The 21642-nt window shown below is 49.6% G+C and carries 13 protein-coding genes; 8 read left to right on the forward strand and 5 right to left on the reverse strand.

The features are described from left to right. Positions 1-234 precede the first annotated feature (234 nt). From RGU75_RS10995 to RGU75_RS11015, 5 genes are all read right to left on the reverse strand, one after another. Positions 235-3981: a DUF748 domain-containing protein gene (locus RGU75_RS10995; protein ID WP_322235818.1), complete on the reverse strand. Its 3747-nt coding sequence runs from the start codon at positions 3979-3981 to the stop codon at positions 235-237. 273 nt (positions 3982-4254) lie between these two features. Then, positions 4255-4926, reverse strand: coding sequence for an HAD-IA family hydrolase (locus RGU75_RS11000; RefSeq protein WP_322235820.1), 672 nt, complete (start codon positions 4924-4926; stop codon positions 4255-4257). A gap of 174 nt (positions 4927-5100) precedes the next feature. Next, on the reverse strand, positions 5101-5799 hold the full coding sequence (ubiG, locus tag RGU75_RS11005) for a bifunctional 2-polyprenyl-6-hydroxyphenol methylase/3-demethylubiquinol 3-O-methyltransferase UbiG (protein WP_322240451.1): 699 nt from the start codon (positions 5797-5799) through the stop codon (positions 5101-5103). Between the two features lie 341 nt (positions 5800-6140). Further along, the gene (ompA, locus tag RGU75_RS11010; RefSeq protein WP_322235822.1) at positions 6141-6773 is read right to left on the reverse strand and encodes an outer membrane protein OmpA; all 633 of its coding nucleotides are present in this window, start codon (positions 6771-6773) and stop codon (positions 6141-6143) included. Between the two features lie 295 nt (positions 6774-7068). Beyond that, entirely contained in the window at positions 7069-7743 is a 675-nt protein-coding gene (locus tag RGU75_RS11015) for an OmpA family protein (RefSeq protein WP_322235824.1), read from the reverse strand. Positions 7744-8213: 470 nt separating this feature from the next. Between RGU75_RS11015 and gyrA the strand changes: the two genes are divergently transcribed. The 8 genes from gyrA to cmk all read left to right on the forward strand — a co-directional run bounded on the left by gyrA (position 8214) and on the right by cmk (position 21629). Continuing rightward, positions 8214-10925, forward strand: coding sequence for a DNA gyrase subunit A (gene gyrA / locus RGU75_RS11020; protein WP_322235826.1), 2712 nt, complete (start codon positions 8214-8216; stop codon positions 10923-10925). Positions 10926-11113: 188 nt separating this feature from the next. Further along, a complete protein-coding gene (serC, locus tag RGU75_RS11025) occupies positions 11114-12235 on the forward strand; it encodes a 3-phosphoserine/phosphohydroxythreonine transaminase (RefSeq protein WP_322235828.1) in 1122 nt (373 codons plus the stop codon). Between the two features lie 308 nt (positions 12236-12543). Next, positions 12544-13617, forward strand: coding sequence for a prephenate dehydratase (gene pheA, locus RGU75_RS11030; protein ID WP_322235830.1), 1074 nt, complete (start codon positions 12544-12546; stop codon positions 13615-13617). 146 nt (positions 13618-13763) lie between these two features. Then, the gene (hisC, locus tag RGU75_RS11035) at positions 13764-14870 is read left to right on the forward strand and encodes a histidinol-phosphate transaminase (RefSeq protein ID WP_322235832.1); all 1107 of its coding nucleotides are present in this window, start codon (positions 13764-13766) and stop codon (positions 14868-14870) included. Positions 14871-14926: 56 nt separating this feature from the next. Then, a complete protein-coding gene (locus RGU75_RS11040; RefSeq protein ID WP_322235835.1) occupies positions 14927-15826 on the forward strand; it encodes a prephenate dehydrogenase in 900 nt (299 codons plus the stop codon). Continuing rightward, positions 15826-17178 carry a 3-phosphoshikimate 1-carboxyvinyltransferase gene (gene aroA, locus RGU75_RS11045; protein ID WP_322235837.1) on the forward strand — a complete coding sequence of 451 codons (1353 nt, stop codon included), beginning with the start codon at positions 15826-15828 and terminating at the stop codon, positions 17176-17178. Before RGU75_RS11040 ends, aroA begins: the two co-directional genes overlap by 1 nt. A 6-nt stretch (positions 17179-17184) precedes the next feature. Then, entirely contained in the window at positions 17185-20781 is a 3597-nt protein-coding gene (locus RGU75_RS11050; protein ID WP_322235839.1) for a DEAD/DEAH box helicase, read from the forward strand. A gap of 167 nt (positions 20782-20948) precedes the next feature. Further along, the gene (cmk, locus tag RGU75_RS11055) at positions 20949-21629 is read left to right on the forward strand and encodes a (d)CMP kinase (RefSeq protein WP_322235841.1); all 681 of its coding nucleotides are present in this window, start codon (positions 20949-20951) and stop codon (positions 21627-21629) included. The last annotated feature ends 13 nt before the right edge of the window (positions 21630-21642 follow it).

The raw sequence follows: 21642 nt of genomic DNA on the forward strand, positions 1-21642 counted from the left end.
CCTTGATGCAGCGATCAATCCTGCTGCAAGGCTAGCTTAAATGCTTGAACGGTCGCTTATGATGCGGTTGGTGATGATTGCACCAACTTTATGCGCCTTCATCGCTGTTCATTGGGGATCGGGTTGCTAGCCCTTCTAACGCGCGGCGAATGAAATTCACCTGCTACAAGAAGTCGCTTATTATTCCATCCCGATCTTCCTTGATCAAAACACAAGACTGTTTCTGTAGGCATTTTATTTCAGCGCAAAATCGACACGACTTGGGGCGCCTTTATCTTTGATGCCATCGGCTGTGAGCTTGGGCGCGATTAGGAAAATCCGTTCCAGAGGAATTTTGCCTTTGATTTCTAAATAGATACGGACGGCTTGCGCACGTTGATCTGCCAATGACCGCAAGTCATCCGGTGTCACTTTGGTATTAGTGAGTATTAGCTGTTCCATTTCGGGCACTGGTAAAGACTTCGAGAATCCAATGACATTTTTTGGCTTGTCGAATTTTTCGTTTTTGTAGACTTTCTCCATGTATTGCGTTTTATCCGCATCGGTCAGGGCGATTGCAGTCGGTGCTGATGGCGATGCTGCATCAGCGTCATCAGCCTCTGCATCCGATTTTCCTTTCGTGCCGGTGTTCTTTTGTTTTAATGCGATGATTTTGTTATTGAGTATCTCTTGACGCAAACCGACATTGTCGGTTGCAGGATCAACCCGCCCGATGATGTCTAGTTTCAATGCAGGACGATCCAGCAGTGCCTTGGTGAGCGTATTGAGTTTGGTCGTGGTCGCAGCGGTCAACATCGCTGAACCTGGCTTGAACTCGGCATATCCCAGTTCGTCGCCGCCACCGAATGCGGAGCTGAGTAACGCAAACGGAGAGGTAACGGCTTTTGCGATCAGGTTAATGAAGACGCGCAAGATAATGCCGCCAACAGAAAACTGCGGGTCTGATAATGAGCCAGAAATTGGTAGATTGATGTCGATCTGACCGTTGCGGTCTTTCAGTAACGCGACGGCTAACCGAACGGGAAGTTTGGTGGCGCTGGGGCTATCGATTTTGTCACCAAATGTCAGTTGATCTATGCGGACATGGTTTTGCGCCGTCAGTTGCTGTTCTTCGATTTTATAATTTACATCCATCGACAGCTTGCCTTTGACGATCGCATAGCCAGCATATTTAGCGGCATACGGTGTCAGGCGCGGTAGTTCGACGCCGTCCGCGCTGGCTTTGATATCCAAAAACATGGGTTTGAATAAGGGATTGAGTGATCCGGAGATAGCCACCGGCGCATCATTATCGATCTTGCCTTTGAGGTCAATTGCAGCTGGCGCAGGTTTGTCCGATGCAACAGCGCCCACGCTTCCGGTCATGCCGGTCATGTTGGCCGTGTAGTTCGGCTTAACAAAATTATCGGTGAAATTAACGTTGCCGTTGTTTAAGACGACTTGGCCGATCCGAATAACCGGTGTATTTGCATCGTCTTGTGTTGGTGGTGTTGCGGCGACGACCTTGCCATCACCTTTGATGGGGTTGTTCACACCACTTTCCGGTGCGGCCGCGGCTTTTATTTCCGATGCCGAGCTGTCGGTTTTTTTGGGGCCGGATGTCGTGGCGGGTTCGGTGACGATCGATTTCTTGCCTGATTTCGAGACCACGATATCTTGGAAGTTTAATTTTCCCTCGGGCGATAGGATGGCGCGTGTATAAAAATCGTCAAGGGCGATTTTGCCCAGGTTGATGGTCTGATGTGATCCGTCGATGTTGGCATTGATTCCGCTCACATCAAGTGATTTCCATTTCAAAAAGTCCGCACCATTCTCTTTATCAATAACGCGGAAATTGGTCAAACGCAGCATCCCGTTATAGCGTGCAATCAGCGGATTTTTTCCTAACGGTGGCGTCAGCAGAAGTTTGCCTTTGGCGTTGGCCTGGCCGGAAGATAGAGTGACATTTAACAGATCTGCGAAATAAGGCTGCAGCGCTGCAACCGGCAGACTTTGCGCATCGATGGCAAGGTCAAGGGTCTTAAACTGTGGCGACGCATTGCCATTTACGGATAATTTTCCACTTTTGTTAAGTTGGGTTTGTAGCGCGATTTTGACTGTCTTGTCACGCTTGCTGGATACGTTGTCGACTTTTAAGTTAAATCCATCAGCACGTAAATTAACGGGTGGCGTAACGGATTTGTCGCTATAAATAAGCGTGCTGTCAGTGACTGCAATGCTATTCAGATTAGCTACCCATTCTGGATCTGTTGTTTTTGTTTTTACAGTTGGTGCTTTGACTGTTTTGGATTTGGATTCGCCAGCTTTGATGAATTGCTGAAGATTGATGTTACCTTTCGCGTCACGACGTACGTCAGCTTGCACGCCCGCCAAGGTGAACGCGGTAGCATTGAAGGTGCGCGATTCGGTATCGATCGTTGCGTCCTCAAGTTTGATTTTTTTAATTTGCACACTACCGTTCGCGCTCGATTTAGCGGTAAGTTTTACGTCGCCCACCTCGGCGTTGAGTTGCGTTAACGCCACTTTAGCACCGCTGATCGCGACGGCTGTTTTGAGTGTTAACTGGCCGGATAAATTTGCGGCTAGTGTATTGTTAAGATACGGTTGATATTGCGCCAGTGGAAGTGCATCAACGCTTGCTTCGCCGTTGATTGAGGCAGTTGCGGGTGTGACTTGACCATTAAATTTTATTTCCTGCGCTTCGGCGGCGACTATTGATGCGGAGATCGTGGCTGGCTTTGCATCGGCAGCGAGTGAGAGATTTTTGACATCAACAGTGAGGTTTTTTAATTGTGTGTTGAAGGTGGGCGCGGCGTTTGCGGCATCTGACCAATTAATAATACCTTCATGAATAGTGAACTGGTCCAAAGTGAATTGAGGTGATGGCTGTGCGGATTTGGCAGCTTTTACGTCGGCTTTGTCAGTGCCTGGCGTGTTGCTGGAAGACGACTTGCTGGTGGCGAGTGCGGCCCAATTGAGAGCGCCGTCTGCATTCAACGCAGCCCATACTTCGGGAGCTTGAATATTTACTTTTCCAATAGTAGCGCTCGCTGTGAGAACGTCAAATTTATTGATGTGCGCGTCTATGGTCTGGGCTTTGAAAAGCGGTGCGGCGTGCTTGTCGGCGAGCGAGACGTCGCTGAGTTTAATGTCGCCAGAGAGGTTAATTTCTGGTTTGTCCTTGGCGCGGACGAAAGTGAGGTCGAGGTTGGTCGATAGTTTACTACTCTGAATCATGAGAGGTAACGGCACTGGTGAAAAGGCCACATAACTGGCAACATCGAGTTGATCGATATCGATTACCAGCGCTGTATCGAGGCTGCTGGCAAAAGGTTTAGAGCGACCTTTCAGTTCGAATGGCGATCCATTCACTTTCATGGACAGGCTCGGTTGTACGAAGGAATTTATCGCGCTGTCAAAATTGGAGATGTACGGCACGCCAATATTAAGCGCTGTGATATTGACCTGTTTATCCGTCACTTTGTCGTCAAAGGTAATAGCACCGTTTTCCAGCCGAATATTTTTTACTGAGAAATGTGTTTCTCCCGCGGTCTTCGGTTTGGCCAATATGCGATCAATAATGTCGGAGTAATTATAGCGGCCGATGCCTTCAGCACTGGTACGAATAATGTGCACGTTGGGACTGGATAAAGTCACCTCCTGAAGTACCGGCGCTAACCTAAAAATCGACGTGACGGAAGCATCGACCAACAGATTTTTTGCTGCAAAGGCGGGTGTTATTTTGTCAATTTCGTATAGCGTGAAGTCTGAAGCGTTGAGGGTTAGGGTGAACGGATTGAAGCTTATGTTTCCGATCGTCGCCTTGCGACCAAGTTGCTGTTCGATTTGTTGCTCGGCCAGATGTTTTGTCAGCGGTATTGCAACCCAGCTTAAAGCAGCTAAAACCGCAAGTACAGCAACGGTAAAACCTGTCCAGCGAAGAGTACGGCGAAGCCAAATGGTGCGATTCGAATTGGTCATAGAGGTATCCTTGCTGAGCGACGACTATCAATATACCGCCAGAGTGGATTGTTTGCCAGAGTGTTAGTTGGAGTCGACTTCGTCAACGATGAAGTTTGGACGCGGCAGCACGGGCCAGATTTTTGCCTGACCGGGCATGATTTTGATATTTAACGGTGCCTGAATGTGAGCTGAAAGCGCGTCGAAAGCAGCCGGGCGTGAGACCCCGCCCAATCAAGTGCGGTATGCATTTGCAGACTCACATGCCGCTCTTGATAGGTGTTTGGGTTGTGCTTATTGCGCCAATGATGTCTGTATCAGTCCCATTAATGCGGAGGGTGTATCGGCGAGTGCATCTGCGTTCCATGTGACCGGCTCTGCATGGCCGCAATAACCCCACGCTGCCGCAACCGTTGGCATTCCCGCGGCACGTCCGGCTTGAATATCGCGCAGATCGTCACCAACATACCAGCATTCGTGCGGCGCCAGATTCAAGCGTCGGGCAGCTTCTAATAGAGGAGCGGGGTGCGGTTTCGGATGCGCCATTGTATCGCCAGAAATCACGCAACCAGCGTGTTGTAGGCCTATTTGTGGGATCAAAAGATCTGTAAATCGCGCGGCTTTATTGGTGACGACGCCCCATGTGAGACCGTGTTGGTCCAAATCCAGGAGGAGTGCCGGAACGCCGTCGAATAAACTGCTTTTTTCTGCGAGCGAAGCCGCATAGTTATCCAGGAATGCAACGCGCAAGTCTTCATAACCATCGTCACCAGGTTTAAGACCGAATGCGACTCCAATCAGGCCACGTGCGCCGGCAGATGCAAAAGGCCGCAACGCATGATATGCGGTAGTTGATAAGCCGCGTTCAAGTTGAAGCCGGTTCATCGCCGCGGCCAGATCCGGTGCAGTATCGGCAAGCGTGCCATCAAGGTCAAAAAGAATCGCACGTGGTATTGGCAAAGGCATAAGATTTTGTGGAGATTATCGAAAAGTAGTTAGTACGACTGACGCTAAGGTATCCCCGCATAACGAATGGTCATTGCATGGGTTATCTAAATCATTACAGCAAAGAGTTTCCGCCCGGAGTGAGGCGGAGGATAAGAATTGTGAGGTTGGCTGAAGACGTTGGTTTAAACAACGTCATTTTTCCGCTCGGGTGCAAGCAATCAGATAGTTGACGCTGATATCTTGATTGAGTGAATAGATGCGGGTAATCGGGTTATAGCTCATCCCTTTTAGGCTATCCACCGTTAATCCAGCGTTGCGGGCAAACTGTGATAATTCGGCAGGCGTGATAAATTTTGCGTAGTCGTGCGTGCCTTTTGGCAGCATTCGTAATAGATATTCAGCACCGAGGATGGCGAAAAGATACGATTTTGGATTTCGGTTCAGGGTGGAGAAGAATACTTTGCCACCAGGTTTCACCAAAGTAGAGCAAGCCCTGACAATGGATGCCGGATCGGGCACGTGCTCCAGCATTTCCATGCAGGTAACGATATCAAATTGACCCGCTTCACGCACTGCCAGGTCTTCGGCTGCAATTTTTTCGTAATGCACTTGGACGCCGGATTCCAAGCCATGCAAATCAGCCACTTTGAGGGCTTTCTCTGATAAGTCGATCCCGGTGACAATGGCGCCTTTTTTTGCCATTGATTCTGCCAGGATGCCGCCACCGCAGCCGATATCGAGGACTTTTTTTCCAGTAAGGGCGGCACGCGCGTTAATCCACTCAAGACGGAGCGGATTGATTTCATGCAATGGGCGAAACTCAGCATCTGGATCCCACCAACGGTGAGCAAGATCGCTAAATTTTTGGACTTCTGATTGGTCAACGTTCATAGACATAATGATAGCTGGAATTAAGTAGTTTGCGGAATTCCTTTGGCTGGCAGTCTATTTTGTCTAAATCGCCATTTTGTGGGTGACTAAATGAAGCATACATCTATCAGGAATCTGACGCAAAAATATGACGCAAGCGAGCAATCGCGAGGGGAAGGCAAAGCAAAGATGCACCATTGGATGTTATTACGGAATGTGAACGCCTGTAGATAATGTTAAAAGGCAATACGCACAAGTAATAACGGAGGGAGGTGTTGGAAATAAAAGTCAGACACAGAGTTGCAAAAAAGGACGAAAAAAAACCCTGCCGAAGCAAGGTTTTTTGATCGTGCTTAAATCGATTACTTGGATGTACCAACGACTTCGATTTCAACGCGACGGTTTTTAGCGCGGCCAGCAGCGGTCTTGTTATCAGCGACCGGTTGTGACTTGCCTTTACCTTCGGTGTAAACACGATTTGATTCAATACCTTTGTGAACCAAATATGCTTTTACAGCTTCAGCACGACGGATCGACAGTTTCTGGTTGTAAGCAACCGAACCGATAGAGTCAGTGTGACCGACAGCGATAATGACTTCCAGGTTCAATCCACCCAGTTTAGAAGTCAAATCGTCAAGCTTCGCTTTGCCTTCTGGCTTCAGGACAGCTTTGTCGAAGTCAAAGAACGCGTCAGCAGCGAAAGTAACTTTTTGTGAAGTTGGAGCAGCGGCGACTGGAGCAACTGGTGCCGGAGCTGGAGCAGGAACTGGAGCAGCTTGTGCTAATTCACCATCACAACCCGGTACTGAATCAGCAGGTGTCCAGTAGCCAGTGTGCCAGCACAGACCGTACGGATCACGAGCGATTGTGCCGCGCGCATCTTGTACATAAGCACTGGTAGGGGTTTTAGCTTGGATATCTTTAATTTCCTGCGCGGAGGCAGTCAGTGCGACGACTGCGGACGCAGCGAAGACGAGTTTTGCTAATTTATTCATGTTTCTCCTCTCGGTTGAGATATCCGCAGATTAACTGCGCAACTAATATACGACATCAAAAATTGGATAATACCACGTGGTTCGAGCTGTTACATGTGAAATTGGCTACATGCAATGGCACTAGGCATCATTCTGCCACAGGCTTCTATTGGTAGCTAAGTATGGCAAAAGCTAGCACCACGTTTTTCTCGCTTCGTTGTTTTCGCACAACATGCTAATTTGAAAACATCTCTGCGGACATCATCATATATTGGTTTTCAGAACTATACGAATTATTTATGACTGGAAGCTTGTTTTATTGCACTTTAATGACTACTCGTCGATTGGGTGCCAGGCATTTCAACAGATTGCTGCGACTTGATTTTTCACTGCAAATCGTCACTGCCTGAGATTTTCCTGCACCTATGATGGTTATTCTGGTAACAATTCCTTTGTTCTTTAGATAATTAGCTACGCTTTTTGCCCGTTGTTCAGATAATTGTTTGTTGTAGTTGTCTGTGCCGAGTCGGTCAGTATGTCCTGTTATTGTTATAGCATTTATTATCCCGCAGTGACGTAATTGCGGCAGAACATCTTTGTCAATTTGCTCGCCAGCAGCAGGCTTGAGCGTACTTTTTCCGAAAGTAAATGTTTGGTCACCGTTGAGAATTGTAGAAAATTTGCACTGAATAGGGGCAATTGGCGGCTCTGTTGGTTCGGCTGTTGTTAGCTTGATCAGTTCAGGTGCCGTTGCTTTCATAATGGGCGGTGCGAGTTGTCCATCACAGCCGGTCATGGCGGCTTGATCGTCCCAATATCCAGAGCGCCAGCAAAGGCCAAATTGGCTACGTGCGATGGGACCGCGGTTGTCCTGAAGATAAGCGTTACCTGAAGGAGGCACTTGAATGTCGGCGCTCTGGGCAAACGCAATGGTTGGCGCAAAATGAGAGGTGGCGCCTATTAATAGACTAAGCGCGAATACTTGACGCATAAATATGTTCCTGAGCGAAATGGCGGTTGTGACATTGTTTCGGACTTTGGTAACGGTGTTCTGCGCTCAATGGAACGAAATGAGACTTGGCGCAAACGCCGACCTAAAGGTAGCTACTAAAAAGTGAAAAGATGGTGGTGCTGAGGGTGATACCAAAAATAAGCGGACATGATGATTAATTTGATGGGCGTGATGATTTTGATGGGTTGCATTTAAGCATATTTATTGTGGGCAATACATCCATTTAGCGTGTTATGTCTAACTGCTGACTTTGGGAAAAGCCGAACAGCGAGCGTCACGTGCTAAAATCACGCGTCTTAATGTGAACCTTTGGCTGCATTCCCGGCTGAACTTGATGATTCTTAGTGAATCCATCAAAGTCACCCGATAGTTATTAAAAAGGAATGCCAGACCATGGTCAGCTTTTATCCGTGATCTATCAACCTAAGTAAAGACTCGCCGACTCGCTAATGGATCAATTCGCTAAAGAAACAATACCGATTTCCCTCGAAGACGAAATGCGCAAGAGCTACCTCGATTACGCTATGAGCGTCATCGTTGGGCGTGCGCTGCCCGATGTACGCGACGGCCTCAAGCCGGTGCATCGTCGGGTTTTGTTTGCCATGCATGAAATGAATAATGTCTGGAACCGTCCCTACGTGAAATGTGCGCGTGTGGTCGGTGAAGTCATGGGTAAATATCACCCGCATGGCGATCAATCGATTTACGACACCCTGGTGCGTATGGCCCAGAGCTTTTCCCTGCGCTATATGCTGGTTGATGGGCAAGGTAACTTCGGTTCCATCGACGGTGATGGCGCTGCTGCGATGCGTTACACCGAGTGCCGACTAGACAAAATAGCCAGCGAAATTTTGGCAGATATCGATAAAGATACTGTTGATTTCGTCCCTAACTATGATGGCAAGGAAAAAGAACCATCGGTATTGCCGACGCGGATTCCCAACCTGTTGATCAATGGTTCGTCTGGTATTGCCGTAGGTATGGCGACCAATATTCCGCCGCACAACATTACCGAAGTCATCAACGGTGCGCTGCATGTATTGCGCAATCCCGGTGTGACCATTGATGAACTGATCGAAATTATTCCAGCACCGGACTTTCCGACCGCCGGAATTATTTACGGCGTTACTGGCGTGCGCGATGGTTATCGCACAGGCCGTGGCCGCGTGGTAATGCGTGCCAAGACGCACTTTGAAGAATACGGTCGCGAAGGCAGGACTGCGATCATCGTCGACGAGCTGCCGTATCAGGTTAACAAGAAGGCGTTGCTGGAACGCATCGCTGAATTGGTCCGCGACAAAAAGCTCGAAGGTATTTCTGACCTGCGTGATGAGTCCGACAAGTCAGGTATGCGCGTCGTGATCGAACTCAAGCGCGGTGAAGTCGCTGAAGTCGTACTTAATAACCTGTACAAGCAAACGCAGTTGCAAGACACGTTTGGCATGAACATGGTGGCGCTGGTTGATGGTCAGCCGAAACTTCTGAACCTGAAGCAAATGCTGGAATGCTTTCTCTCGCATCGTCGCGAAGTGGTCACGCGCCGTACCGTTTTTGAGTTGCGTAAGGCCCGTGAGCGTGGCCATGTATTGGAAGGTTTGGCAGTCGCATTAGCCAACATCGATGATTTCATCGCTATCATCAAGGCAGCGCCGACGCCACCAGTGGCGAAAGCTGGCTTGATGGAGCGCTCATGGGATTCATCGGTAGTGCGCGATATGTTGCAACGGACCGGTGCAGAAAATACGGCTGGTATTAACGCATTCCGTCCCGAAAATTTACCTGTGCATTACGGTATTCAAACTGATGGCTTGTATAAGCTGTCGGACGATCAGGCGCAAGAAATTCTGCAAATGCGTTTGCAACGTCTGACTGGCCTGGAGCAAGACAAGATCGTCAACGAGTACAAAGATGTGATGATTACTATCGCTGACTTACTCGATATTTTGGCGAATCCAGAGCGCGTTACCGTCATCATTACTGACGAAATGAACGCAGCCAAAAATGAATACGGCATTGGTAACAAAGACGAGCGTCGTTCGCAGATTGAGTTGAATCCAACTGATCTCGGCACTGAAGATCTGATCACGCCGCAAGATATGGTGGTGACGTTGTCGCACACCGGTTACATGAAATCACAACCGGTTTCTGAGTATCGCGCGCAAAAGCGTGGCGGCCGCGGCAAGCAGGCAATGGCAACCAAAGAGGATGACTGGATTGATCAGTTGTTCGTCGGCAATACGCACGATTACATCTTATGCTTTAGTAACCGTGGTCGTTTGTATTGGCTGAAAATTTGGGAAGTGCCACAAGGTTCGCGCAATTCACGCGGCAAGCCGATTGTAAATATGTTCCCGTTGCAAGATGGTGAAAAAATCACTGTTGTATTGCCGTTGTCGGGCGATAACCGGACTTTCCCGGAAGATCGTTACATTTTTATGTCGACTAGCCTTGGCACAGTCAAAAAGACGCCGCTATCCGACTTTAGCAATCCGCGTAAAGCAGGAATTATTGCGGTGGATCTGGACGAGGGCGATTTCTTGATTGGCGCAGCGCTGACTGACGGTCAACACGATGTCATGTTGTTCTCGGACTCCGGCAAAGCAGTGCGTTTTGACGAAAATGATGTGCGCCCGATGGGTCGTACCGCCCGTGGTGTGCGCGGTATGAATCTGGAAGATGGACAACAAGTTATCGCCTTGCTGGTTGCTGAAAACGAACAACAATCGGTCTTGACCGCGACGGAAAACGGTTACGGCAAACGTACTCCGATTACTGAGTACACGCGTCATGGTCGTGGAACCAAGGGAATGATCGCGATTCAGACTAGCGAGCGCAACGGTAAAGTTGTTGCCGCTACGCTGGTTGAGCCTAGCGATGAAATCATTCTGATCACAACCGGTGGCGTACTAATCCGCACGCGGGTTGCTGAGATTCGTGAAATGGGACGCGCGACGCAAGGCGTTACCCTGATCGCAGTCGAAGACGGCACTAAGCTGAGCGGTTTGCAGCGGGTAATGGAAAGTGACGTTGAAGAGAGTATTACGGAAGAAGGCGCAACAGCTGATGGTTCGCCGGAAGCGCAAGCACCTTCTGCTCCTGACGTTGCAGGTGATAATGTTGCTGGTGACAGCGATGAAAGCGGTCCTGCCGATCCTGCGTAATTTTCGTTAGAAAATCCGGTCAATCAGGAGAATGCTTCTCTTACTTGACCGGATTGTTGTTTGGGAGAGTTGGATCATCACGGTGGTGTGCGTGGTGAAGATACCTCTTCGGTTGCTTGTACTTCTTCTGCAGTTTATTAAATTTTTCAAAATCTCGCTGTCCCCAGCTTCCCTTGCCGAGTGTCAACATGCCTATTTATAATTTTTCTGCTGGTCCTGCTGTATTGCCTAAAGAAGTGCTACAACAAGCTGCTGCAGAAATGTTGGATTGGCACGGTAGCGGCATGTCGGTCATGGAAATGAGTCATCGCGGCAGCGAATTTATGTCGATACTGAACGCCGCGCAACGCGATTTTCGCGAACTGCTGGCCGTTCCTGATAACTATAAAATCTTGTTTCTCCAAGGTGGTGCCATCGCCGAAAATGCGATCATCCCAATGAATCTGGCTGCACGTCTGAGCGCGGATAACTTACTCCCCGGAACTGCCGATTACATCAATACCGGATCTTGGTCGACTAAGTCGATCAAGGAGGCCAAGCGTTATTGCGAGGTCAATGTGGCGGCGTCATCAGAGTCGCAACAATTTGCACAGATTCCGCCGCGCGCGAGCTGGAAATTGTCGCAAGACGCTGCCTATGTACATATTTGCACCAACGAAACTATTGATGGTGTCGAATATCAATTTACCCCTGATGTCAGGGTAGAAACCAACGGTGCGCCATTGGTGGCGGATATGTCGTCACATATTTTGTCGCGTGTGGTGGATGTCTCAAAATACGGTGTGATCTATGGTGGCGCGCAAAAAAATATCGGTCCAGCCGGTTTAACCATCGTGATAGTACGTGAAGATTTGCTCGGTCACGCAATGCCGGGTTGTCCCTCCGCTTTCGACTGGAAAATCGTTGCCGACAATGATTCCATGTACAACACGCCACCGACTTACGCGATTTATATCGCTGGTCTGGTATTTCAGTGGCTCAAGCAGCAAGGTGGCGTGGCAGCAATGGAGCAGCGTAATATCGCTAAAGCTGGTTTGTTGTACGACTATCTGGATTCAACCAGTTTTTACCAAACCAAGATTGCGCCAGATTGCCGGTCGCGTATGAACGTTCCATTCTTTTTACAGGACGAGTCTCGTAACGACGAGTTCCTGATCGGCGCAAAAGAACGGGGTTTGGTGCAGCTCAAAGGACACAAATCGGTCGGTGGAATGCGCGCCTCGATTTACAATGCGATGCCAATCGCGGGCGTAGAAGCGTTGGTCGCTTATTTGAAAGAGTTCGAAAAACGGGCTGAGCCGACCAAATAACGACTAAAGTGAAAGTGCATGACAATTGGGTTAGTTAAACGGTAAGCTTAGTGTTGGCCCAAAGCAGCGGACGAGGCAAATAGCACCTCAATCTCTCGGTCGACATGAACCTAAGCCACATGCTCCAATTCTGGCAATCAAAACTTTGACAGCATTTTAGTCGTTTTAATAAAGCGTCAGAAATGACATTAGGAACTTCAGAGCAAAAACGAAGCAAAAACAGAGTAGCAATGCGGTAATAGCACAGCAAAGCAGGCAAGAAACCGATTCCGCAATAAAGACGCAAGAAAGCGACGCGACCGACCACCATGATCCAGCAAAAACTTCTACCGCTACGCCAGAAAATTGACGACATTGACGCGCAAATTCTGGTGCTGTTAAACAGTCGTGCCCAGTTGGCGCAAGAAGTAGGGCATGTAAAAGCTGAAACCAACGCCCCCGTGTTTCGACCGGAGCGTGAGGCACAGGTATTGCGCAGTGTCGCGGACCGCAATCCGGGCCCTTTGCAATCGGGCGATGTGCAAACGATTTTTCGGGAAATAATGTCGGCATGCCGAGCGCTGGAAAAGCGCGTCACGGTCGCCTATCTTGGACCAGCTGGCACGTTTAGCGAGCAAGCTGTATATCAGCAGTTCGGGCATGCGGTTGACGGCTTGGCCTGTGCGTCGATTGACGAAGTGTTCCGTGCTGCGGAATCAGGAACAGCGGATTTTGGCGTAGTACCGATTGAAAATTCATCCGAAGGCGTTATCAACCGGACGCTCGACTTGCTTTTGCAAACGACATTGCGGATTAGCGGCGAAGTGGCTATTCCGGTGCATCACAGCTTGATGACCAAAGACGGAACCACAGATCACGTCACGCGGATTTGCGCACATTCGCAGGCGCTGGCGCAGTGCAACGCATGGCTCAATCAGCATTATCCGAATATTGAGCGGCTCGCGGTGGCGTCGAATGCTGAAGCGGCCCGCATGGCGAGTGAAGATCCGACGGTGGCCGGAATTGCTGGTGAGATTGCTGCGCAGACTTATGGTTTGCAAATTGTCAGCGCGCATATTCAGGATGATCCGCACAACCGTACACGTTTTGCAGTGGTTGGCCGACTACACACAACCCCGAGTGGCAAGGATCAAACTTCGTTGGTGTTGTCGGTACCAAACAAAGCCGGTGCGGTGTACAGCCTGTTGTCGCCACTTGCAAGTCATGGAGTATCGATGAGTCGTTTTGAGTCGCGACCAGCGCGCATGGGTGCATGGGAATATTATTTTTATGTTGATGTCGAGGGCCACGAGCAGGACGAAAAAGTGGCCAAGGCACTGACCGAACTTAAGCAAAATGCGGCTTTTTTCAAGTTGCTCGGATCATATCCGCTGAGTCTTTAGCGTTTGATTTTATTACTGACTTTGTGCCTGACTTCGCTGCTCGTATTGAATGATCAGTGGCGAAGGCTAAAGGCTGAGACTGTCATGGCTTGCGCCACGCAATACAATGACTGAAAATTTACTACTATTTTTATAGAAAGTGCACGATGTCGATTCAATTAGGGCCAGATTACGTTCGTGCCATCGCGCCTTACCAAGGTGGCAAACCAATAGCTGAAGTTGCGCGCGAGTTCGGGCTTGATGAAGCGAAGATCATTAAGCTAGCTTCTAATGAAAATCCGCTGGGTATGCCGGAATCTGCCAAATTGGCCATGCAAGCAGCGGTCGCTGATATTGGCCGCTATCCGGATGCTAACGGGTTTGAATTGAAGGCCGCTATTACGGCCAAATATGATGTACCAGCAGAGTGGATTACGCTGGGTAATGGCAGTAACGATATTCTTGAACTTGCTACCCATGCGTTTGTGCAGCCGGGTCAAGCCGCAATGTATGCCGAGTATTCCTTTCTCGTGTACGCGCTGGCGACTCAGGCGGTCGGCGCGCGTGCGATTGTGGTGGCTGCTAAAGATTTCGGTCACGATCTGCTGGCGATGGCGGCGGCGATTACGGATGACACGCGTTTGATTTTTATCGCGAATCCGAACAATCCAACCGGAACCTTTATTCCGGCAGCGGAACTTGAGGCTTTCTTGCAGCAAGTACCTGCCCATATCGTGGTCGTTCTGGATGAGGCATATAACGAATACTTACCGCCGGAATTGCAATACGAATCAATTGCCTGGGTGCGTCAATACCCGAATTTATTAGTCTCACGCACGATGTCGAAAGCGTATGGACTTGCGGGGTTGCGTATCGGTTTTGGCATTGCACAACCTGCGATCACCGATTTGCTGAATCGTATTCGTCAGCCGTTCAATGTCAATTCGTTGGCACAGGCGGCAGCCGTTGCAGCGCTGAACGATAAACCATTCTTGCAACGCAGCGCAGAAATTAATGCCGCTGGGTACGCGCAGTTGACAGCCGCGTTTGACGATCTGAAACTGAGTTACGTGCCATCGTTCGGTAATTTCGTGATGGTTAAAGTGGGTGACGATGTTGACGCCGGTTCACGTGTCAATATGGCTTTGTTGAAGCAGGGCATCATCGTTCGGCCGGTGGGAAATTATGGCTTGCCGCAATGGTTACGGATCACAATAGGATTGCCGCATGAAAATGCTGCTTTTATCGCAGCGCTAAAGTCCTTGTTAGCTTGATGTAATCGGGACGGTTGTCACTTTATCTTTTTTCCATTCCTGTCGAAGCCTTCATCGTGTTTAAGAAAATTGCTATTTTTGGGGCCGGCCTGATTGGCGGCTCATTTGGATTGGCGCTCAAGCAAGCGGGCATGGTCCAGCAAATTGTGGGTGCGGGACGGAGTCTCGCCTCATTGCAACGTGCGCTAGAGCTCGGCATTATTGACGCCATCGCAACGTCGGTGGCGGATGCCGTTGCGGACGCCGATCTGGTATTGATTGCGGCACCTGTCGCTCAAACCGGAGCGATCCTTGCCAGTATTCAGCCTCACTTGCAAATCGGCACTATCGTCACCGATGCGGGTAGTACCAAAGGCGATGTCGAAGCATCGGCACGCTTGGCTCTGGGTGTAAAAATCGGGCAGTTTGTGCCCGGTCATCCTATCGCAGGACGAGAGAGTAACGGTCCGGGCGCTGCCATTGCAAGTTTGTACGTGGGTAAAAAAGTCGTACTGACGCCGTTGCCGGAAAATAGCGAAGCAGATATCCAGCGCGTTGCTAATGCGTGGAAGCAATGCGGTGCCCATATTCACCGTCTTTCCAGCGCTCAGCACGATGTGGTATTTGCGTCGGTGAGTCATTTGCCGCATGTGTTGGCGTATGCGCTGGTCGATGATATTGCCAGTAAGCCGCACGCTGATGTGTTGTTTCAATATGCAGCCAGCGGCTTCCGGGACTTTACACGTATCGCCGGATCATCGCCGGAAATGTGGCGGGATATCTCACTGGCAAATCAGGACGCATTGTTACAAGAGCTTGATGCTTATCAGATAAAGTTGTCGGAAGTACGTGCTTTGCTGGCATCTCGCGACGGTGCGGGTCTTGAGGCTATTTATCAGAATGCGCAACAAGCGCGCCAACGTTGGATCAGCGCCATCGAAGCGGCGGAAAAACAGAACAAGGAAGGTGGAGATTAATGCAGAACCAGCAGACAAAACAGACCAAAAAGCACTATGCGAAATATATCGACTTACATCCGGTCGTGAAATGTCAGGGCACGGTGAAATTACCCGGCTCTAAAAGTATTTCCAATCGCACGCTATTGTTGGCCGCGCTGGCACATGGCACGACAGAAATTCACGATCTGCTGGCCTCTGATGACACGCTTGTCATGCTGATGGCGTTGAAGCAATTGGGAGTCGACTGGGAGCAAGCGGAGGGGTCGCAAAACTACACCATTCACGGCTGTGCCGGACGTTTTCCGATCCATCATGCAGACTTGTTCATGGGCAACGCGGGTACCGCGATTCGGCCATTGACGGCCGCTTTGGCAGCGATGGGTGGCGACTATACGTTGCACGGCGTATCGAGAATGCATGAGCGACCAATCGGCGATCTGGTCGATGCGTTAAATGCTATCGGTACCCGGATCGATTACACAGGCGTTCCGGGTTATCCGCCATTGCACATCCATCGCGGTCAGTTACATGCGCAACGGATGTCGGTGCGCGGCAATGTGTCGAGCCAGTTTTTGACCGCTTTGCTGATGGCTGCACCGTTAATGGCGCAAGATCATGCGGTAACGATTGATGTCATCGGTGAATTGATTTCTAAGCCATACATTGAGATCACATTAAATCTGATGCAACGGTTTGGCATTTTAGTTGAGCGTGAAGGCTGGCAGTCGTTTTTCATTGCAGCCGGTCAACAATATCAAAGCCCCGCCACGATTCATGTCGAAGGCGACGCCTCATCGGCATCCTATTTTCTGGCCGCTGGCGCTATTACGGGTGGTCCGTTGAGAGTGGAGGGGGTCGGCAATAATAGTATTCAGGGCGATGTCCGTTTTGTTGAGACCTTGCAACAAATGGGGGCCAATATTACGATGGGCGATAATTGGATCGAAGTGTCATCCAACGGTGGCTTGAAGGCTATCGATGCCGATTTTAATCATATCCCGGATGCGGCCATGACGATTGCGATCGCTGCCCTATACGCGGACGGTCCCAGTACTTTGCGCAATATTGCCAGTTGGCGGGTCAAGGAAACTGATCGCCTGAGTGCCATGGCAACGGAATTGCGCAAGTTGGGTGCGACCATCGAAGAGGGCGAAGATTATCTGCGGGTTACGCCGCCGACGACTATGCAACCGGCCACGATCGATACATATGATGATCATCGTATGGCGATGTGTTTTTCACTTGCCTCCCTTGATGGGGCAGCGCTGCGTGGTACGACGGTACGGATTAACGATCCAAAATGTGTGGCAAAAACATTTCCGGATTATTTTGAGGTCTTTGCCAAGCTCGCTGAGCAAAAGTTACTGTAAGGCGACATGCTGACTATTCCTTTTGCTATCGAAGATATCGCCAGATCGGTCTCGGACGCGACCATCGCACGTGCTCAGGAATACGTCCAGCAGCAACGCGTGATGGTCCTAGATGACGACGGCCGGAATGGCCTGACGAGTCGCGTGCGAGGAAGTCGGAGCAATACATACGATCAAAAAATCACACTCGCTGACAACGGCGGAAGGCTCAATGTCGAGGGTATTTGCTCTTGCCCCATAGGTTATAACTGCAAACACGTTGCAGCGGTGTTGATCGAGTATTTGGAACGTGCCAAGCCGTCGACTAACGTAGCGTTAAATCACGCCAACAGTCAGCCAATTACCGGCGCGCAACTGCCGCGCGTGATCGGTAACTGGTTGCAAAGGGTAGAGGAAGAGTTGGTTGTCAAGCCGATGGCGATCTCAATGCATCGCGCGGCAGTATCATCCGATTATCAAATTGTTTTTGCACTCGTGCCGACACAAAATGGCAAGCAGGTTCTGCTCTATCTATGCAAAGCAAGGCTGCGAAAAGATGGACGCTTCAGTGCGATCAAACCGCTTGGCGATAACTATAATTTCTACAATGCAATCCGTGATTTTTTGCCTGAGATTGATCACGATACGGTGAGTTTATTTATCGCGCTGGTCAGCCGAAAAAATCAAGGTACGCCGTACTATCAATCTCAAGTTCAGCAAAACAACTGTGAGCTAACCGGAAAACTGGGCGCGCAATTATTGCGGTTATTATTAGAACAGAAGAGTTTGATGTGGGCCAATTCGTCTACCGACTTAAGTAAAGGACAGGCGCATTTTCTATCATTGTCAGAGGCGCGCGATGCGACTCTGCAATGGAGTGAGCAGCGCCAGCAAGAGTCCCTGGATGAGCCGCGTGAAGCGCCTCATACAAAATGGGCACGACCTCTCGGTCAATCGACTAAGACAGCAATCGAGGTGCCGCGAGAGGTGTTTAAACTGGTTTGGCAATTTGTGTCAAATGGATCGGATAGCACGGATTCCACCGCTGAACATGGCGAGACAATTGACTACGTTTTACCGACCGCACCGCCTTGGTACATCGATAATCTTTCTTGCGGCGAACTGAGGTTACCTTCGGCCTTTCATCATATTGCGCAAGAGGATTTGATTAATGTGGTCGCGCAAGCACCGCTGATTGACGCCGGCAACAAGCGGCAAGTCGCACAATTATTACTCAGCCAGGGTATCAGTGATGTGATCCCGATGCCGGTCGATATTCCTTTTTCTGTGCTGGAGGCAATAACGCCGCAGCCGATATTGGTATTGGACAGCGTGTCTGACGATAACGGGGTGATACACGATTTTGCGCAACTATTTTTTTCCTACGATGGCGCGATTGTCACGACGGAATTTAGTCCCATATTTCAGCGCAATAGTCCAAAGGGCGTTGAAAAGATTTTGCGTAATCAGAGTCTGGAAAATGCAGCTATTCAAACATTACTGGATGTGAAGCTGCGTGAGGTCAGTGACGATAATCATTTTCTTATGCGCCGTAATCCTCCTTTCGTGATGCAAAGCGAAGCAGCATGGCTACACTTTGCTAAACAAGATTTGCCTGCGTTAATTGCGGCTGGCTGGAAGATAGATAAATCACCTGACTATCGTTTTGATGTCGCTGAAATTGAGGATTGGTACGCTGATATCAATGATGCGAATCATCGGGAAACACGAGAAGATGATGGGCAAGATGGTGATATGCAAGGCAGTCACACGCCCGAAGTGGATGCCGATCCGGCTGGCAATCCATGGTTTGATCTGGCGTTGGGCATAGTCGTCAAGGGAGAGCGTGTTTCTCTGTTGCCACTGTTAATTGATTTGATCCGGCAAGCGCCGGATGACTTTAATCAGCGCGCTTTGGCGCAACGCCCTGATGATGAAGAGTTTTTGATGCAACTGGAAAGCGGACTACGCGTAGCGTTACCGTGGGGTCGCATCAAACCTATTTTGAGTACTTTAGGTGAGTTGTATTTTACCGATAGAGTAGGCGATTCTGTCCGTCTTTCAGTGCTCGATGCAGCACGTCTGGCGGATTTGGAAGGTCATGCCGAGTTACGCTGGATGGGTGGAGATCGTTTGCGTCAGGTCGGCAAAAAACTCAACAGTTTTGGCGGCGTTCAGCAAGTGGCGGTGCCGGATGGTTTACAGGCGACCTTGCGCGATTACCAGCGCGAAGGTTTGTCCTGGATGCAGTTTCTGCGCGAATATGATTTTGCGGGTATTTTGGCTGACGATATGGGCTTGGGCAAAACCATTCAGACACTTGCACATATTTTGATCGAAAAAAATGCGGGTCGATTGACATCGCCTGCGCTAGTTGTCGCGCCCACCAGTCTGATGTCGAATTGGCAGGAAGAGGCAGAACGCTTTGCGCCAGGATTGAAAGTCCTGGTATTGCAGGGAAAACAGCGGCTGGCCTATTTCGATCAAATCAATGACGTCGATATCGTGCTGACTACTTATGCACTGTTGCCGCGCGACGAAGAGCGTTTACGTGCATATCAGTATCATTTGTTGATTTTGGACGAGGCGCATTATATAAAAAATCCGCGTTCGAAAGCGGCACAAAGTTTAAGTCTGTTGAAAGCACGGCATCGGCTATGCTTGACTGGAACGCCACTTGAAAATCACTTAGGTGAACTGTGGTCGCAGTTCCATTTCTTGTTGCCGGGTTTGTTGGGATCAGAAAAAGACTTCAATCGAGATTTCCGTACGCCGATAGAAAAATACGCTGACGATAGTCGAAGAGCGCTGCTGGTACGACGAATCAAGCCATTTTTGTTGCGCCGAACCAAGGATGCCGTGGCGAGCGAATTGCCGCCCAAAACGGAAATGGTGCGGCATGTCGAACTCTCCGGTCCGCAACGTGATCTATACGAGACGGTGCGGCTGGCGATGGATAAAAAAGTCCGTGCAGCAATTGAGAGCAAAGGCGTGGCCGGCAGTCACATCATTATTTTGGAGGCATTGCTTAAACTGCGGCAGGCATGCTGCGATCCACGGTTGGTAAAGACGTCGACCGACGAAAGTGCCCGATCAACGCATGTTCCTTCCGCTAAGTTGTTAGAGTTAATGGAGATGGTGGACGAGTTGCGTCAGGAGGATCGGCGAATTTTGATCTTCTCTCAATTTACCAGCATGCTGGCACTGATCGCTGAAGCGCTGACCGCCGCAAACGTTAGCTACGCATTACTTACAGGCGAGACAAAAGATCGTGGCGCTGTAGTGCGGTCCTTCCAAGACGGTGACGTGCCGGTTTTTCTGATTAGTCTGAAGGCCGGTGGCGTGGGTTTGAATTTAACCGCAGCCGATACAGTTATCCATTACGATCCATGGTGGAATCCGGCGGCTGAACTGCAAGCAACCGACCGCGCCTGGCGAATTGGCCAGGATAAACCGGTATTTGTATACAAGCTCATTGCTAAAGGCACGGTAGAAGAAAAAATTCAGGCCTTACAAGGCAAGAAAGCAGCGTTGGCTGAAGCCATCCTTGGCACCACCGGTGAAGCGCTAAATGTGAAACTGACAGCGGAAGATTTGCAAGCCATCTTTGAGCCGTTGGTTTGAACTACGGTTGCGACAGTGGCGATTGCGCTGGTTTTTGTTTACGCGATATTTTTCGATAGGATTCCCTAATAACGTTGCATGCGCGACAATCTGATGTTGTACGTCGTTTTTTATATTAAGAGCTACGACAACCCCCATTTTCCTATTTATTAACAATTTGACTCTTCATGCCTAATTCTCAGACACCCGTCATTACTATTGACGGACCAACCGCTTCAGGAAAAGGGACGGTGGCACAAAAAGTAGCACAGCGCCTGGGCTTTCATTACCTTGACTCAGGTGCGTTGTATCGCCTCACCGCGCTGTCAGCGATACGCCGAAATACGGCCCTTAATGACGAGCATGCGCTTGCAAAGGTAGCTGAGCATTTGAACTGCCAATTCGATGGCGCGCACATATTTTTATCTAAAGAAGATGTTACTGAGGCCATTCGAGTAGAAAAAGTTGGTAACACTGCATCAAAAATCGCTGCGTTGATGCCAGTCAGGCAAGCCCTTTACGGATTACAACTGGGCTTCCACAAGGCACCAGGCCTGGTCGCGGACGGTCGGGACATGGGATCGGTGATTTTTCCGCATGCTGTGCTGAAGGTATTTCTGACAGCGAGTGTTGCAGCCAGAGCGCAAAGACGTTACAAGCAATTGATTGACAAGGGAATTTCTGCTAATATGCAAGACCTCACAAATGATTTGAGTGAGCGTGATGACCGTGATACCCATCGCAGTTCTGCGCCACTTAAAGCTGCTGAAGGGGCATTTCTTCTGGATACTTCGGAACTCACCGCGGAACAAGCGGTTGAGCAAGTACTTGGTTGGTATGCGTCAGTGAAGCCAGTCATCAAGCTGTAATGTGTTGCTGGTT

The sequence above is a fragment of the Glaciimonas sp. CA11.2 genome (assembly GCF_034314045.1).
Lineage (GTDB): Bacteria > Pseudomonadota > Gammaproteobacteria > Burkholderiales > Burkholderiaceae_D > Glaciimonas.

Excerpts from the sequence above, each read along its gene's own strand:
- RGU75_RS10995 (WP_322235818.1), bottom strand. The coding sequence starts at position 3,981 with ATGACCAATTCGAATCGCACCATTTGGCTTCGCCGTACTCTTCGCTGG.
- RGU75_RS11000 (WP_322235820.1), bottom strand. The coding sequence starts at position 4,926 with ATGCCTTTGCCAATACCACGTGCGATTCTTTTTGACCTTGATGGCACG.
- ubiG (WP_322240451.1), bottom strand. The coding sequence starts at position 5,799 with ATGAACGTTGACCAATCAGAAGTCCAAAAATTTAGCGATCTTGCTCAC.
- ompA (WP_322235822.1), bottom strand. The coding sequence starts at position 6,773 with ATGAATAAATTAGCAAAACTCGTCTTCGCTGCGTCCGCAGTCGTCGCA.
- RGU75_RS11015 (WP_322235824.1), bottom strand. The coding sequence starts at position 7,743 with ATGCGTCAAGTATTCGCGCTTAGTCTATTAATAGGCGCCACCTCTCAT.
- gyrA (WP_322235826.1), top strand. The coding sequence starts at position 8,214 with ATGGATCAATTCGCTAAAGAAACAATACCGATTTCCCTCGAAGACGAA.
- serC (WP_322235828.1), top strand. The coding sequence starts at position 11,114 with ATGCCTATTTATAATTTTTCTGCTGGTCCTGCTGTATTGCCTAAAGAA.
- pheA (WP_322235830.1), top strand. The coding sequence starts at position 12,544 with ATGATCCAGCAAAAACTTCTACCGCTACGCCAGAAAATTGACGACATT.
- hisC (WP_322235832.1), top strand. The coding sequence starts at position 13,764 with ATGTCGATTCAATTAGGGCCAGATTACGTTCGTGCCATCGCGCCTTAC.
- aroA (WP_322235837.1), top strand. The coding sequence starts at position 15,826 with ATGCAGAACCAGCAGACAAAACAGACCAAAAAGCACTATGCGAAATAT.
- RGU75_RS11050 (WP_322235839.1), top strand. The coding sequence starts at position 17,185 with ATGCTGACTATTCCTTTTGCTATCGAAGATATCGCCAGATCGGTCTCG.
- cmk (WP_322235841.1), top strand. The coding sequence starts at position 20,949 with ATGCCTAATTCTCAGACACCCGTCATTACTATTGACGGACCAACCGCT.